Source organism: Paenibacillus sp. FSL R10-2796, from assembly GCF_037965315.1.
In the GTDB taxonomy this organism is placed as follows: Bacteria; Bacillota; Bacilli; order Paenibacillales; family Paenibacillaceae; genus Paenibacillus_AQ; species Paenibacillus_AQ odorifer.
Window position 1 is genome coordinate 1,984,138 of record NZ_CP150178.1, and the last position, 13,649, is coordinate 1,997,786.

General features: G+C 43.4%; 12 protein-coding genes. 8 read left to right on the forward strand and 4 right to left on the reverse strand.

The window, feature by feature from the left end; genetic code table 11:
- The first annotated feature begins 13 nt into the window (after positions 1–13).
- The 3 genes from NST58_RS08940 (at position 14) to NST58_RS08950 (ending at position 3,066) form a co-directional block, all read left to right on the forward strand.
- On the forward strand, positions 14–1,324 hold the full coding sequence (locus NST58_RS08940) for an ABC transporter substrate-binding protein (protein ID WP_339247389.1): 1,311 nt from the start codon (positions 14–16) through the stop codon (positions 1,322–1,324).
- Positions 1,325–1,369: 45 nt separating this feature from the next.
- A complete protein-coding gene (locus NST58_RS08945) occupies positions 1,370–2,434 on the forward strand; it encodes a LacI family DNA-binding transcriptional regulator (protein WP_076184715.1) in 1,065 nt (354 codons plus the stop codon).
- 71 nt (positions 2,435–2,505) lie between these two features.
- On the forward strand, positions 2,506–3,066 hold the full coding sequence (locus NST58_RS08950; protein WP_339247391.1) for a GNAT family protein: 561 nt from the start codon (positions 2,506–2,508) through the stop codon (positions 3,064–3,066).
- Positions 3,067–3,128: 62 nt separating this feature from the next.
- On the opposite strand, the gene NST58_RS08955 is transcribed toward NST58_RS08950, so the two are convergent.
- The 4 genes from NST58_RS08955 to NST58_RS08970 form a co-directional block, all read right to left on the reverse strand.
- A complete protein-coding gene (locus NST58_RS08955) occupies positions 3,129–4,031 on the reverse strand; it encodes a manganese catalase family protein (protein ID WP_036675571.1) in 903 nt (300 codons plus the stop codon).
- Positions 4,032–4,536: 505 nt separating this feature from the next.
- The gene (locus tag NST58_RS08960; protein WP_339247393.1) at positions 4,537–5,709 is read right to left on the reverse strand and encodes a glycosidase; all 1,173 of its coding nucleotides are present in this window, start codon (positions 5,707–5,709) and stop codon (positions 4,537–4,539) included.
- Complete coding sequence (locus tag NST58_RS08965) at positions 5,709–6,923, reverse strand: AGE family epimerase/isomerase (RefSeq protein ID WP_339247396.1); 1,215 nt, start codon at positions 6,921–6,923, stop codon at positions 5,709–5,711. Before NST58_RS08965 ends, NST58_RS08960 begins: the two co-directional genes overlap by 1 nt.
- A 21-nt stretch (positions 6,924–6,944) precedes the next feature.
- Positions 6,945–7,895 carry a 1,4-beta-xylanase gene (locus NST58_RS08970; protein WP_076184711.1) on the reverse strand — a complete coding sequence of 317 codons (951 nt, stop codon included), beginning with the start codon at positions 7,893–7,895 and terminating at the stop codon, positions 6,945–6,947.
- 296 nt (positions 7,896–8,191) lie between these two features.
- On the opposite strand from NST58_RS08970, the gene NST58_RS08975 reads away from it, so the two are divergent.
- The 5 genes from NST58_RS08975 to NST58_RS08995 all read left to right on the forward strand — a co-directional run bounded on the left by NST58_RS08975 (position 8,192) and on the right by NST58_RS08995 (position 13,621).
- Positions 8,192–8,971: a response regulator gene (locus NST58_RS08975; RefSeq protein WP_076126317.1), complete on the forward strand. Its 780-nt coding sequence runs from the start codon at positions 8,192–8,194 to the stop codon at positions 8,969–8,971.
- A 319-nt stretch (positions 8,972–9,290) separates the two neighbouring features.
- Positions 9,291–10,658 carry an extracellular solute-binding protein gene (locus tag NST58_RS08980; RefSeq protein ID WP_076134055.1) on the forward strand — a complete coding sequence of 456 codons (1,368 nt, stop codon included), beginning with the start codon at positions 9,291–9,293 and terminating at the stop codon, positions 10,656–10,658.
- Positions 10,659–10,794: 136 nt separating this feature from the next.
- On the forward strand, positions 10,795–11,676 hold the full coding sequence (locus NST58_RS08985) for a sugar ABC transporter permease (protein WP_036675555.1): 882 nt from the start codon (positions 10,795–10,797) through the stop codon (positions 11,674–11,676).
- Between the two features lie 3 nt (positions 11,677–11,679).
- On the forward strand, positions 11,680–12,513 hold the full coding sequence (locus NST58_RS08990) for a carbohydrate ABC transporter permease (RefSeq protein ID WP_076126321.1): 834 nt from the start codon (positions 11,680–11,682) through the stop codon (positions 12,511–12,513).
- A gap of 76 nt (positions 12,514–12,589) precedes the next feature.
- Positions 12,590–13,621 (forward strand): glycoside hydrolase family 130 protein, encoded by a 1,032-nt coding sequence (locus tag NST58_RS08995; RefSeq protein ID WP_036675546.1) that lies wholly within the window; start codon positions 12,590–12,592, stop codon positions 13,619–13,621.
- Positions 13,622–13,649: the final 28 nt, after the last annotated feature.

Sequence of the window (13,649 nt, forward strand, 5' to 3'; positions counted from 1 at the left end):
AGGGGGCTGTCCGTTGAAGGGGTTGAAATTAGAATGGACTATGCGGACCATACTGTTACTTCTCTTAGTGTTATTGAGTAGTAGCTGTGCCAATAACAATAAGCAGACGGAATCCACCCCGCCTCCAGTTGGAGACGAGGTGAAGTCTGACTTGTCCGGCACCATAGTCATGATGACCAATCGAATAGATCTGATTGAGAACGGAACTTTTCAAGGATACGCGGACCAATTTAAACAGAGATACCCCGAAGCCAATGTGGAATTTGAAGGTTTGTCCAATTATGCAACGGATATTCTGGTACGGCTGTCCACGAAAGATGCCGGTGATGTACTGTTGCTTCCGGTGAATCTTCCGTCAAAGGAGCTGGATTATTTTTTCGAACCGCTGGATGAAGAAACCGCCGCTAGTGAGCGTTTCACCTCTTTTGCTACGTATAACGGGAAACGTTATGGGCTGTCCACGGGGACTACTACGGTTGGGATTGTCTATAATAAAAAGGCATTCGAAAAAGCAGGAATAGCTACTGTTCCTAAGACGCTGGATGAATTCTACGAAGCTTGTGCGAAATTAAAACAAGCGGGTATTATCCCCCTATATATGAATTATGGAGCCGTCTGGCCTTTACGTGAATGGGGAAACAGTTTGGTTAACTATATGACAGGTAATCCAGAGTATCTAAATAATATGGTAAATGAGGATAACCCGTGGCAGCTTGATAATGAGTGGGGGAAATCAATTTCCATTGCTCGAACCTTAATTGGTAAAGGCTATGTTGAAGATGAACTATTCTCGAACAATTGGGAGATATCGAAGACTAAGCTAGCTAAAGGTCAAGCAGGGATGTATTTACTGGGAAATTGGACGATTGGACAAGTCCTTGATGTGGGGGCTGCCCCGGATGATATTGGATTCTTCCCGTTTCCGTATGATAATAGCAGTGCTCATTATGCGCCGATCAATCCAGATTGGTTCATGGGGGTTAGTAAATATACCAAGAACAAAGAGCTTGCTATGGCGTGGTTGAATTTTTTTGTGAAGGAGACTTCCTATCGAGATGATTGGGGATTCCTTCCGGCAGATGGAAGCTTGAATCCCTCTATGTCGCAGTACCGTGAGTTTTTATCTTATAAGCCTAAGCTACTCGATGCTACTGTACAAAGTGATGCGTTCATCGAGCTGGCGAATAGAGCCAAGCTGTCCTTTTGGTCCGGGGATTATATTCAGGAGTTACTGGCTGCGCCTGATTTACAAAAGGCTTTTGACGAATTAAATGCAAAATGGAAGGAAGCGCGGGCAGGAGCGTCACAAACTTCTCAGCCTTAAAGTTAGTACTACATAAATTTGATGACATTCTCTGGAGGGTTATATATGGCTAAAAAGGTTACCATGCAAAAAATCGCTGATCATCTCGGCGTATCCAAATTCGTTGTCTCCAAGTCACTTTCGGGTAAAGGCGGCGTTAATGAGACGACAAGAGAACGAGTGATTCAAGCGGCATCGCAGCTGGGTTATTTTACTCAAAAAAATGCTTTTGTCCAAGGTATAAAACGCACGCCTCCGGTAGGTGGCGGGGATCGGAATAAGCAATCCGTGCTGGTGTTAATGCCGAATATTCGTTCTCAGACGCAGGATTCCTTGTATTGGGGAAAAATTGTGGATGGTATTGCTATTGCGCTGGATCAGGAAGGGCTTGGGATGGTCATTATCTCCGAGAACCGTGCGGATAATTTCGTTAATATTTTGAATCCCAATGGAATCCTTGGTTTGATAGGTGTGGGCCAAATCTCTACTTCCTTGCTGCTTGAGGTACACCGTATTGGTTTGCCGATGGTGTTGATTGACCATGAAGATCCGCTAATTCCAAGTGATACCGTGTTTGCGAATAATGTGGATTCTATGGCTCGACTTACGAATCATTTGATGGGCACAGGCCATACCCAAATGCATTTTATCGGCAATATTGGATTCTCACGCAGTTTCCGCGACCGGTGGATTGGCTTCCGGAGTGCGCTGGAGGAGAGCGGAATAAGACTGCCTTTGGAAGATGATGCGAATCTTTTTCTGGAAGGGGTGGAGGAAGACTTGTTTCAGGAGGATTTTAAAAGCTGGGTGAATAAGCGTAAAAAAGCCAAAACACTCCCGACAGCCTTGGTTTGCGCTAACGACTCCACAGCCCTTTCGGTCAGTGACATCCTCAAGGAAGAAGGGTTTAATATTCCGGAGGATATCTCGGTTACTGGCTTTGATAATATTGAGGATGCCTTAAGAGGCGTTCCACCGCTTACAACTGTTCATGTTCCTAAAGAAGCGATGGGCCGAGCCGCAGTGGAGAAACTTCTGAGCCGTATTCATAATCCTTCTGCACCGCTTGAGAAAATCCTTATCGCAGCGGACATTGTTCATCGTGATTCCGTGGATAAGCCGCGAGACTAGAACTTTGTTGATCTAAAAAGTATATAAAAGCCATGGAATCTAGTTTTGCTTGAGTAAGGGGGAATTTAGTTATGACAGAACCAGTTGCCATCCCAAAGATTGATGGTGAACAGATTCAACTACGTGGTGTGCAAGCATCCGATCTGGAGGCTTATTATAATTTTTTGCTTGATGTTGAGATGGGGCAATTAACAGGATCGCAAGGAGATTTCTCTCGTGAGCAAACGGCAGCTTGGATTCGTAAGATTAGTGTTCCAGCCGAGGATCGTGTAGATCTTATGATTATAGTAAAGGACACGGGTGAGCTCATTGGAGAAGTGGTACTAAATGAAATAGATCCGGACAATCGTAGTGCAAATATCCGGATCGGCATTTGTGGACAAGAACATCGGGGTAAGGGTTACGGTACTGAAGCTATGACTCAAATGCTGCGATATGGCTTTGAAACTTTGAAGCTGCATCGCATCCATCTCGGCGTATATACTTTTAACCCCAGAGCCGTTCATGTCTATGAGAAGCTTGGTTTTCAACGCGACGGTGTGGAGCGGGATGCTCTTTATGTAGACGGAGAGTTTCATAACATGATTCTGATGTCCATGCTTGAAGAGGAGTTCCGCAGTTTGTACAATTAAAAAAAGTGAATCTAGGGTAAGGAAGATTGTAGGTAACTTCCTCACCAGATTCACTATGAATATTAGTCTGTAATATTTCCAGCCATTTTGAGGCGTTTGGCAATTTCTTTAAAGTCTTCGGGGGAGATTCCGGGAGCGAATTCCTCTTCGACTGCCGGAGCAACGGGGATCGGAAAGCCTTTAGGGGCTCCTTGAATAACTTCAAGCGGAAGATTATCCTCTGGGTGGGTTCCCTTCCAAATCTGATCGATGGCGCCGAAGTCACTTTCACTCCAGGTGTATAGCTTGGTATGCACGCCTTTTTCTTCATATTTTTTTGCTTCACTGAATGATTTATTATTTAACGAAGGAATCGGTACGAGCTTAGTTACATTAACACCTGTTGCCACTTCGATGGCTTTGGCATAAGCGACCACGTGGACACCACCACGGACTAAAAGGAATCCGACTACAGCGCGTGCAGCTGGATGGTCTGTCATTTCGTAGACCTTCATTTTATGTGTTCTGGCTCCGCATTCGAGGAAGAAGTTATGTAGCAGATCTTCCACTAGGTTGCCGCTATTAAAGACGTTTGCTCCGGTCCACGGGTTCCCCGTTGAATCAAAAGGCATAGCCCCTTGTGCACCAGCCAGAAAGTGATAGGATAGACGCGCATCTTTTGCGGACCCTAGAGGGGTGGAATCGGGCTCTTTATAACTTGTTGACCCTCGAAGACATTTGTTGATGGCATGCGAAACCAGCTCGACATGGCCAAGCTCTTCCGCTGTTATGCTCATCACCAAATCATAAAAAGGCTTCAGCTTGTCTTTTGAACGGAAATTAAAGGATTGAAAGAGGTAATTGTTAAGGGTCGACATTTCTCCGAACTTTCCGCCAAGTAATTCCTGAACAGCGGCAGCAGCATTGGGATCGGGCTTCTCAACTTCAGGAATCTCAATCATGATTTCATCCATACGTTTGAACATTAATATCTCAGCCTCCTTGGAGTTAGGGGTTACTGACCTATTTTGAGCTTAATCTATAGGAATTACTCATGAATGGGCTGAAAAGTATGGATGTGCGTCATGTAAAAGGCTTTTTGTGTCGAAAAGGCAAACGGCAAATACTATCAAATACGCAATTAAAACCACAATCAAATACGCAATCAAATACGCATATTAACCTGCTAACGGACACAGCAGACCCTATATGCAGTATTATCCGATATTTACAATGCTAACGGACTCCAGCGCAGCTATCGGCCTAGAAAACGCCCCAAATGGGACTCTTTTCAGGGAATAGCGCCCCTGGAGTCCGAAAACTTACTTTGAAGGCTAAATACATGTGAATAGCGTCATCTGAGTCCTTAAGTTACTCTAGATGATTGATATTCGCTTGAAGCAAACAGTGAATGATCAAAACGCAGAGCAGCGATCCTCCTAATATAGGAGAATCGCTGCTCTGTTGATTTTTAGGGTTTATGAACTTTTTTTACAATGCTAAATTACGATCAATAAGAGCAATACGTTGCTGTACACAAGCATAAGAGCGAAGGGGATCCTCTGGAGTGTTCAGCACATAATCTAACATTTGGTCAACGGTAGTTGTAGCCACATGGATACGAGTGTCGGAGGAGGCGTAGTAAATATAGATTTCACCGTTATCATGTGCAATCACGCCATTACAGAACACGACATTGGAGACATCGCCGACACGTTCTTCACCGTCTGGTGCGATGAAATGACCACCAGGTGAATGAGTAACTTTGTTTGGCTCATCCAGGTCAGACAAGAAAGCATATAGCACGTATCGGAGTCCAGCAGCTGTGTTGCGTACACCATGAGCAATATGCAGCCAGCCTTTTGCAGTTTTGATTGGAGCTGGACCTTGGCCATTTTTAACTTCCTTGATGGTATGGTAGTAGCGTTCGTCCATGATAGTCTCGCTGGTAATTACGGCATCTTCAATTGTATCCGAGAGTCCCCAGCCAATACCGCCACCGGAACCTGCATCGATAAAGCCATCTTGTGGGCGAGTGTAGAAAGCGTATTTTCCATCTACAAATTCAGGGTGGAGCACGACATTACGCTGCTGAGCAGAGCCTGTTTTGAGATCCGCCAGACGTTCCCAGGTCTTCAGATCTTTGGTGCGAACAATACCACACTGTGCTACTGCGCTAGAAAGGTCACCCTGTGGGGCTTCTGGATCTTTGCGTTCTGTACAGAAGAGGCCGTAGATCCAGCCATCTTCATGGCTAACGAGGCGCATGTCGTAGACGTTGATATCAGGAACTTCTGTCTCCGGCAGCACAACTGGATGATCCCAGAAGCGGAAGCCGTCCACGCCATTGTCGCTTTCTGCTACAGCGAAAAAAGATTTGCGGTCATTGCCTTCCACGCGAGCAACAAGATAGAATTTGCCATTCAGTGCAATAGCACCCGGGTTGAAGACGCCGTTGACGCCAATTCTTTCGGCAAAATAAGGGTTGGTATCTGGGTTAAAATCATAACGCCAGATTAAGGGCGCATGCTCAGCAGTTAGCAGTGGATGAGCATATCGGTCATAAATACCGTTTCCATAAGGAAGCTTTTCGTTCTTGCGAGCGATCAGGGCTTCATAACGTTCTGTTAATTGTTGTTTGCGTTCTTGGAATAATGATGACATTAGACAGTCTCCTTTATAGTTGATTTCAGTCGTGTGATCATTTCGAAGCAGGCTCTGCTGTTATGATAAGGACATTTCCAGGCGCTAACCTTTGATCCGTGAGGCAGGGGCTGAAGGTTCTCGTCCACGCCCCAGTACCATTCACCCAGCTTGTGATCCACCATGTATTTATCGATAAAAGTCCAGGAGGCTTGGGCAGCCTCATTAAATTTGCTGTTACCAGTCAGCTGATAAGCATTATAGAATCCAACAACCGCCTCAGCTTGCGGCCACCAATCTTTATCTTTGCTCAGCAGCCCGCTTGGGTCAGCTTCATTCCATATCCCTCCATCGCTATCAATACCTTCCGCAAGAACGGCTTCTGCCATGGAGACAGCGACTGTTCGCACACGCTGCAGCAGCTGCTCTTCTCCAAGGGTTTCAGCAGCTTCCACCAGCAGCCAGCTTCCTTCGATGTCATGTCCGTAGGAGATAATATCTGATTTCACATTCCATGCTTCATCTAAGAAAAGATGAAAATGCTGGCCTTCCTGATCAATGATATGATCCAGCATCGTTTCGATTAGCTCAGTTAGCGTGCTCTTTAGTTCCTCCGACTTCCATACTCGATAGAGACCGTTATACGCTTCCAGAACATGCAGATGGGTATTCATAGATTTTTTTTCATTCATATCCTTGCTGCTGAGACTGAGGTTATCAGTGATTTGCCATTCCCGTGATAAAGCTTCGACATAACCTTTATAAATAGAATCATAGCCGTATTTTTCAACTAGCTGGAATAATTGAATCGCATCCTCTAAGACTTCTGGACGTCCGGTCGCATGGTAGAATTCAGCCAGTGCGTAGATAGCAAAGGATTGGCCATAGATCTGCTTTTTCTCTTGAGAAGGTCTGCCCTCAGCATCCACCATCCAGTATAATCCGCCATACTCTTTATCAATGAAGTGTTCCAGCAGGTAGGTATAAGCACGTTCTGCCATCGCCAGATATTCCGGTTTACCGTAGATCCGGTAAGCGCTCGCAAAGGACCAAAGGATCCGGGCATTAAGCACAAGGCTTTTCTCTGCGTTAGGAGTAATGTTCAGCTGATTGTCGATTTCACCTACAAAACCGCCGTTTACTTCATCCTTCGTCTGTTTCATCCAAAAACTAAGAATATTATCCTTCAGCTCATCCTCAAGTTGGGTCAACCATAATTCTGGTGAATTAATCATTGTAATCAGTCACTCCTCACATTATTTGGTGATTTTTGAGGTGAAATATTCGTTGATGATCCCAGCGGCTTGCTTACCGTACATACAGTAATCATCATTCTGTGCTGCTTCTTCAATTGGATAAAGATGAGTAGGCCAATCCCAGAGCATAAAGCCCTGAACCCAATCTCTGTGCTCACAGCCTTGAAACATTGCCTGATAGAATTTACTTTGTTCTTCTTGACTTGGTTCGCCCTTTAAAGTCCAATCATTGGGAATCGCAGCGCTCCCGCTCCGGCTTGGGCAACCTGCTTCCATGAAAAAGAACGGCTTATTCTGTGAGCGCACCACTTGCTCAATCCGGTCGAGCTGAGCCTCCCAATCACTAGCTGGATAATACCCACTTGAAGAAATCACATCGAGCGCATCCCACCAGGTTACGTTATCCTCCTGATACTTATCGCAATTATAAGTAAGAATACCTGAGTAGACCTTCCGCACCTCGGCAATAAGCGAACGCCATTCGGCTTCGCGTCTATCCGTCTGTACAAGCTCACAGCCAATACAGAACATTTCACAGCCTGTTTCCTCAGCGATAGCGGCATAGTGCAGAATAAATTTAGTATAAGAGCTGAACCACTCAGACCATTTAGGCTCGCAAGGGACATCCTTATCAAAAAAGTTAATATGGGCACGCCAAGTTCCGTCAGCACAATTAACAATCGGCTTCAGGCATACTTTTAGCTGCAGTGACTTCGCTTTGCTGATAGCCCATTTAACTTCTTCGTCGCTAACGGTTGGAGCCTCCCAGTAAGGGATTTCCGTAGAATGAGCGGTAGCTTGAAGCGCGCTGAGCGCAATGGCCGTCCAGTTCGCTCCGGTGACAGAGGACATTAATTCCAGCGAACACTCAGCTTCTTTTGTTGTCCATGAACCACGTCTACCCGAGAAACCCCAGGTTACGCCTGCAATGTATTCGTTGTTTAACATCATCGAGAATCCTCACTTTACACACAAAAATAGAAAAATTAGCAATCTTCATTTTGTTAGATAGTTATTATCGTTTTGTTAGTTTATAATAACAACTTAATTTAGTTATATACTTTTTCGCAGATGATTTCAAGGACAATTTGTAGTTGAAGCTGGGAAATTTGAATAACTTTAGTTATAGTAAATATAAGACTATAAAAGGGCGCAATCGTACATTGACGTAATACATGGGGAGATACTATTTGTGATGATAGCGCAATCATAATAACTGGCGGATACAACTGGAGGGAATTACTCAAATGATAAATGTTATGATTGCGGACGACGAGGAAGTCATTCGCAGGGGGCTCGAAAAAATCACATCCAGAATGGAAATAGACGTACATGTAATTGGATCTTACGGCAACGGGTTGGAAGCCTGGGAACATTTAGAAAAGTTATCCCGGGAGGATATAGATCTGCTTATTACAGATATCAAAATGCCTAGAATGGATGGTTTTAAGCTGATTGAACAGGCTAGAGACCATATGGAGGATATCCCTATTGCTGTCCTTAGCGGTTTTAGTGAATTTGAATATGCCCGTCGAGCGATCCGTCATGGGGTGATGGATTATTTGCTTAAACCGATTGATAAGACTCAGCTATATGAACTGCTTAAGAGAGTAGAGGATGTAAAGAAAAAGACCGTGACGGAGCATGAGGAGATTTTCTCACAAGCTGCGGATGGTGGAGAACATTATGTAGTTGAGCAGACAAAAAGTATTCTGGAGAGAGAGTATGATCAGAACTTCGAGCTTGAACGTCTAGCGGAGATGGTGGGCATGAATGCGAGTTATCTCAGCCGTTTGTTCAAATTAAAGACGGGGCAGACGATCACAGACTATCTGATTCGGATTAGAATTTCTAAAGCAAAGGAACTGCTAATGGAGCATCCTGACCTGAAAAATTATGAAATTGCCGAGAAGGTGGGTTATAGCGATCCGGTATATTTTAATAAATTGTTCAAGAAAATGTGTGGTATGACACCTAAGGATTATAAAAGCGGCTGTAAATTCCCGAAAATTGAACGTGAGTTTTAGGCATATATAGGAAGTTATTTATTAGGAGGGCGAAAAGCTCTCTTTTTTTGTGGATGTTTTTATAAATTAGATAACAAAATTATTATAAGTAAAACAAAAATAACAAATACAAGACCAGAAAAAGCAATTGAAACCATCGTTTTGCGTCGAAAATAGATTTATAATGGGTTTGTAAGCGATATCATCACTTGTTTTTAAGAGTAATTCAGATAATCCGGTATTAATGGCTACTCTTTCAAGTTATGAGTGATGATAAAAGTTATTATTTTTGTTATTTACCTAAAACTAGAGTTGAATTGAAGAGAGGGGTCGTAACAGCATGAAAAAAGGCAAAACAATGATGGGCTTGATGGCACTAACACTTGTGGCGGGATTGTTTAGCGGTTGTTCCTCAAACAACAACACTAACAATGAAGCTGCTAAAAACACAGGAAACAATGGTTCTTCAGCAGAGGCAACTGCTCCAGCTGATGGTACAGCAGCTAAGGATATCAAAGGGGATATCACAGTCATAACGCAAAGAACAGATATTGTTGATACCGTATTCAAAGAGTATGCGGCTAAATTTAATGAGAAATATCCTGATGTAAAGGTGAACTTTGAAGCGCTCGCTACTTACGAAGATCAAATTAAAATTCGTATGAGCACTAGTGATTATGGCGACGTTCTTTTGTTACCTACTAGCATAGCTGTAAAAGATATTCCTGATTTCTTCGAACCCCTTGGCAAGCTTGAAGAAATGAGCAAACAATACACAGGGCTGGAAGAACGTGCAGTAGACGGAGTTGCCTATGGTATTCCGATGACTATCAACTTTAACGGGATTATCTATAACAAACAAGTCTTCAAAGATGCCGGAATTACAGAGGTTCCCAAAACCCCTGAACAATTCTTGACTGCCCTGCAGACTATTAAAGACAAAACACAAGCTGTTCCTCTTTACACAAATTACGCAGCAGGCTGGACATTGACACAATGGGAAGCGGATCTGGCTACAGTAGCTGGTGACCGTGATTATGTGAACATTGCTCAAGTGGCTAGCGACGACAACTATGTAGCGGGTCAACCACACTATGAATTGTACAAAATTTTGTACGATGCAGCACAAAAAGGTTTGATTGAAGAAGATCCAACTACAACAGACTGGGAATCTTCCAAAGCTGATCTGGCCAACGGAAAAATTGGGACTATGGTGCTTGGATCTTGGGCAATTGGCCAAATCAAAGGCCTGGCTACAAATCCAGACGATGTTGGATTTATGCCTTTCCCAACCAATGCGGATAAAATCCTTGTGCCGCTTGCTGGGGACTACAATCTGGGTGTCAGCGTGCACAGTAAAAACAAAGAAGCTGCTAGAGCTTGGGTGGATTGGTTCATCAACGAATCTAACTACCCTACAACTGAAGGCGGCGGTATGAGCCCGGCTATCGGTGCAGAGCTTCCAGAAATCCTGAAACAATATGAAGGTACAGATGTAACCTTTGATACTCTTGCTCCTGCTAAAGCTGGCGAAGAAGGCTGGTCTGATGAAATCGACAAACAAGCTGAAATCGGTGCTTGGCAGCCAGACTTCAAGAAACGGATTATTGAAGCAGCGATTGGCAACAGAAAAGAATCCTATGATGACATCATGAAAGACCTGAACGACAAGTGGAAAGCCGCTCGCGCTAAAGTCACAGCACAGTAACAACTATAAGCTTCTTAGATGCTATAGGTGGTTAGGCGGTAGTGAATGTGGGAGGGGATATGCTAACAAGCATTTCCCCCTTCACATTTAAACGAGTCATAAATAATTGAGGATGCTTTTTCTGGAGGTGTATCGGGTGTTTAAGTTTTCAAATTTGAGCTATAAAAATCAAAGAATCGCTATCATCATCTTATTCTCATTAGTGCCGATATTGTTGCTGCTCACATTCGCTTATTATCCAGTCATCAGTATGTTTCGGTACAGCTTCACCAGTTGGAATGGATTGAGCAAAAATATGGAATATGTCGGTTTAGAAAACTACAAGACCATTTTTACGAAACCTGAGTATTTTTCTGTGTTTAAGGTCAGCTTGTATTATTTCTTTACCACCTTTATTCAGATGGCACTTGCCTTGTATTTTGCAACCATCTTGAGCTTTAGTGTTCGCATGAAAAACTTGTTTAAAGGGATTTTGTTCTTCCCAACCTTGCTAAACGGTGTAGCAATCGGTTTTATCTTCCTGTTCTTTTTCAAACCAGATGGAACGTTAGATACGATTCTTAATCTGATTGGGCTTGGCAGTCTGCAGCAGAAATGGCTTCTGAATCCTAACTTGATCAACTTCTCGCTCGCAGGTGCGTCACTGTGGAGATACATGGGAATGAACTTCCTGATTTTCCTCGGAGCTATTTCTTCTATTGGTAAGGATATCTATGAGGCCGCTGAAATTGACGGTGCAAACAGATGGCATCAGTTTATGCATATTATTTTGCCAAGCATTAAACGTATTCTGCAATTGAACTTGATTCTTGCGGTTAGTGGCGCCATTGGGGTATTCGAAATTCCGTACGTCATGACAGGCGGATCTAACGGAAGTAGTACATTCGTAATTCAGACGGTCGATGTAGCTTTCAAATACAGCAAGGTTGGTTTGGCATCGGCGATGGCCGTGGTATTGCTGGGTATTGTTATCATAGTTACTATTTTGCAGCGCGTTCTGATCAAGGAGGAGAAATAAACTATGCATTCTGTAAAATATACCACTGCTAGTATATTCAAATATCTCACCTTGATTTTGGGAGCACTTGTAGCTTTGATACCTATCGTGGTCGTGTTTTTCGCTTCATTAAAAACCGGAGCCGAATATGCTTCTACCGGACCGTTAACGCTGCCAGAGAATTGGTTGAATTTCTCCAACTACACTAAGGCTTTTGTAGACGGAAAAATGCTGCTCGGTTTTAAAAATACTGTCATTATCGTTGTGATTTCTATTGCGGGTGCTACGTTGACGGGTTCGATGATGGCTTATATTTTATCGCGCTTCAAATTTAAAGGCAGTAAGATCCTAATTAGTATGTTCCTGATTGCTACCCTGATTCCAGGCGTAACTACACAAGTAGCTACTTTCCAAATCATCAATCACTTGGGATTATTTAATACCAGATGGGCACCAATTGTTATGTACTTGGGCACGGATATTATCGCTGTTTATATCTTCATGCAGTTTTTGGACTCGATCTCCGAGTCACTGGATGAATCCGCGATGCTGGACGGAGCTTCGTATTGGACAATTTATTGGAGAATTATTTTGCCACTGTTGAAGCCGGCGATTGTAACTGTAGTGATCGTGAAGGGTGTTAATATTTATAACGATTTTTACACCCCTTTCCTTTATATGCCGAAAACAGATCTGCAAACGATCTCCACAGCACTCTTCAAGTTTAAAGGTCCATATGGATCGCAGTGGGAAGTAATATGTGCGGCGATTATGATCGCAATTATACCGACATTGGTTGTGTTTACCGCCTTGCAAAAATATATCTATAATGGTTTTTCACAAGGTTCTGTAAAGTGAGCTCAACAGTAAATTTAATAACAGTACTAGATAAAATAGCATACTGAAAAGTTGCATACATTTGGAGGGAAAACTAATGAGTGAAGTAAAATTGGTTGGAGCAAGTGCAATTAACATCCCGAACATGCCTTGGCAAGAAAAGCCTGCTGGCTACGAGAATCCGATTTGGAGACATAATGATAACCCGGTTATCAAAAGAAATCCTGCAAAAGGTGTAGCCCGTATTTTCAATAGTGCGGTTGCTGCGTATGAAGGCAGTTTTATTGGTGTATTTCGTGTAGAAGATAACACTACTCGTCCGCATCTGCGTATGGGACATAGTGTGGATGGTTTGGATTGGAAAATCGATGATGAGCCGATCCGATTTATAGATGAAGAAGGTAATCCTTATCAGCCGCGTTATGCTTACGATCCGCGTCTGGTGAAGGTTGAAGATACATTTTATATTATCTGGTGTACAGATTTCTACGGAGCAGCTATTGGGGTAGCAAAAACACAAGATTTCAAAACATTTATCAGCTTGGAAAACCCGTTCCTGCCATTCAACCGGAACGGTGTACTGTTCCCTAGAAAAATCAACAACAACTTCGTGATGTTGTCCCGTCCAAGTGACAGTGGCCATACGCCATTTGGTGATGTATTCCTTAGTGAGAGCCCTGACTTCGTATATTGGGGAAAACACCGCCATGTAATGACCAAGGGTGGTCAAGGCTGGTGGCAAAGTGTCAAAATTGGTGGCGGACCAGCGCCGATTGAAACTACTGAAGGCTGGTTGATGTTCTACCATGGCGTGACTGGAACGTGCAATGGTCTTGTGTATAGTATGGGAGCGGTTATTTTGGACATCAATGAGCCCTCGAAAGTAAAATATCGCTCGAAGAACTTTGTATTAACACCAGAAGAATGGTACGAGGAAAGAGGTTTTGTGAATAACGTCCTGTTCCCATGTGCTACTCTGCATGATGCAGAAACCGGCCGTATCGCCATCTATTATGGCGCTGCTGATACTTATGTAGGCGTTGCTTATACAACGGTTAATGAAATCGTCAACTATGTCATCGAAACCCATGAAGAGGTTGGCGATGATGCAGGTTTAGGCAAAATCTAATTGGACTTAATAACCTATATTTTCAGTG

What these genes read in the sequence shown, in the direction of transcription:
- NST58_RS08945 (WP_076184715.1), top strand. Translation starts at nt 1,370, where the DNA reads ATGGCTAAAAAGGTTACCATGCAAAAAATCGCTGATCATCTCGGCGTA.
- NST58_RS08950 (WP_339247391.1), top strand. Translation starts at nt 2,506, where the DNA reads ATGACAGAACCAGTTGCCATCCCAAAGATTGATGGTGAACAGATTCAA.
- NST58_RS08955 (WP_036675571.1), bottom strand. Translation starts at nt 4,031, where the DNA reads ATGTTCAAACGTATGGATGAAATCATGATTGAGATTCCTGAAGTTGAG.
- NST58_RS08960 (WP_339247393.1), bottom strand. Translation starts at nt 5,709, where the DNA reads ATGTCATCATTATTCCAAGAACGCAAACAACAATTAACAGAACGTTAT.
- NST58_RS08965 (WP_339247396.1), bottom strand. Translation starts at nt 6,923, where the DNA reads ATGATTAATTCACCAGAATTATGGTTGACCCAACTTGAGGATGAGCTG.
- NST58_RS08970 (WP_076184711.1), bottom strand. Translation starts at nt 7,895, where the DNA reads ATGATGTTAAACAACGAATACATTGCAGGCGTAACCTGGGGTTTCTCG.
- NST58_RS08975 (WP_076126317.1), top strand. Translation starts at nt 8,192, where the DNA reads ATGATAAATGTTATGATTGCGGACGACGAGGAAGTCATTCGCAGGGGG.
- NST58_RS08980 (WP_076134055.1), top strand. Translation starts at nt 9,291, where the DNA reads ATGAAAAAAGGCAAAACAATGATGGGCTTGATGGCACTAACACTTGTG.
- NST58_RS08990 (WP_076126321.1), top strand. Translation starts at nt 11,680, where the DNA reads ATGCATTCTGTAAAATATACCACTGCTAGTATATTCAAATATCTCACC.
- NST58_RS08995 (WP_036675546.1), top strand. Translation starts at nt 12,590, where the DNA reads ATGAGTGAAGTAAAATTGGTTGGAGCAAGTGCAATTAACATCCCGAAC.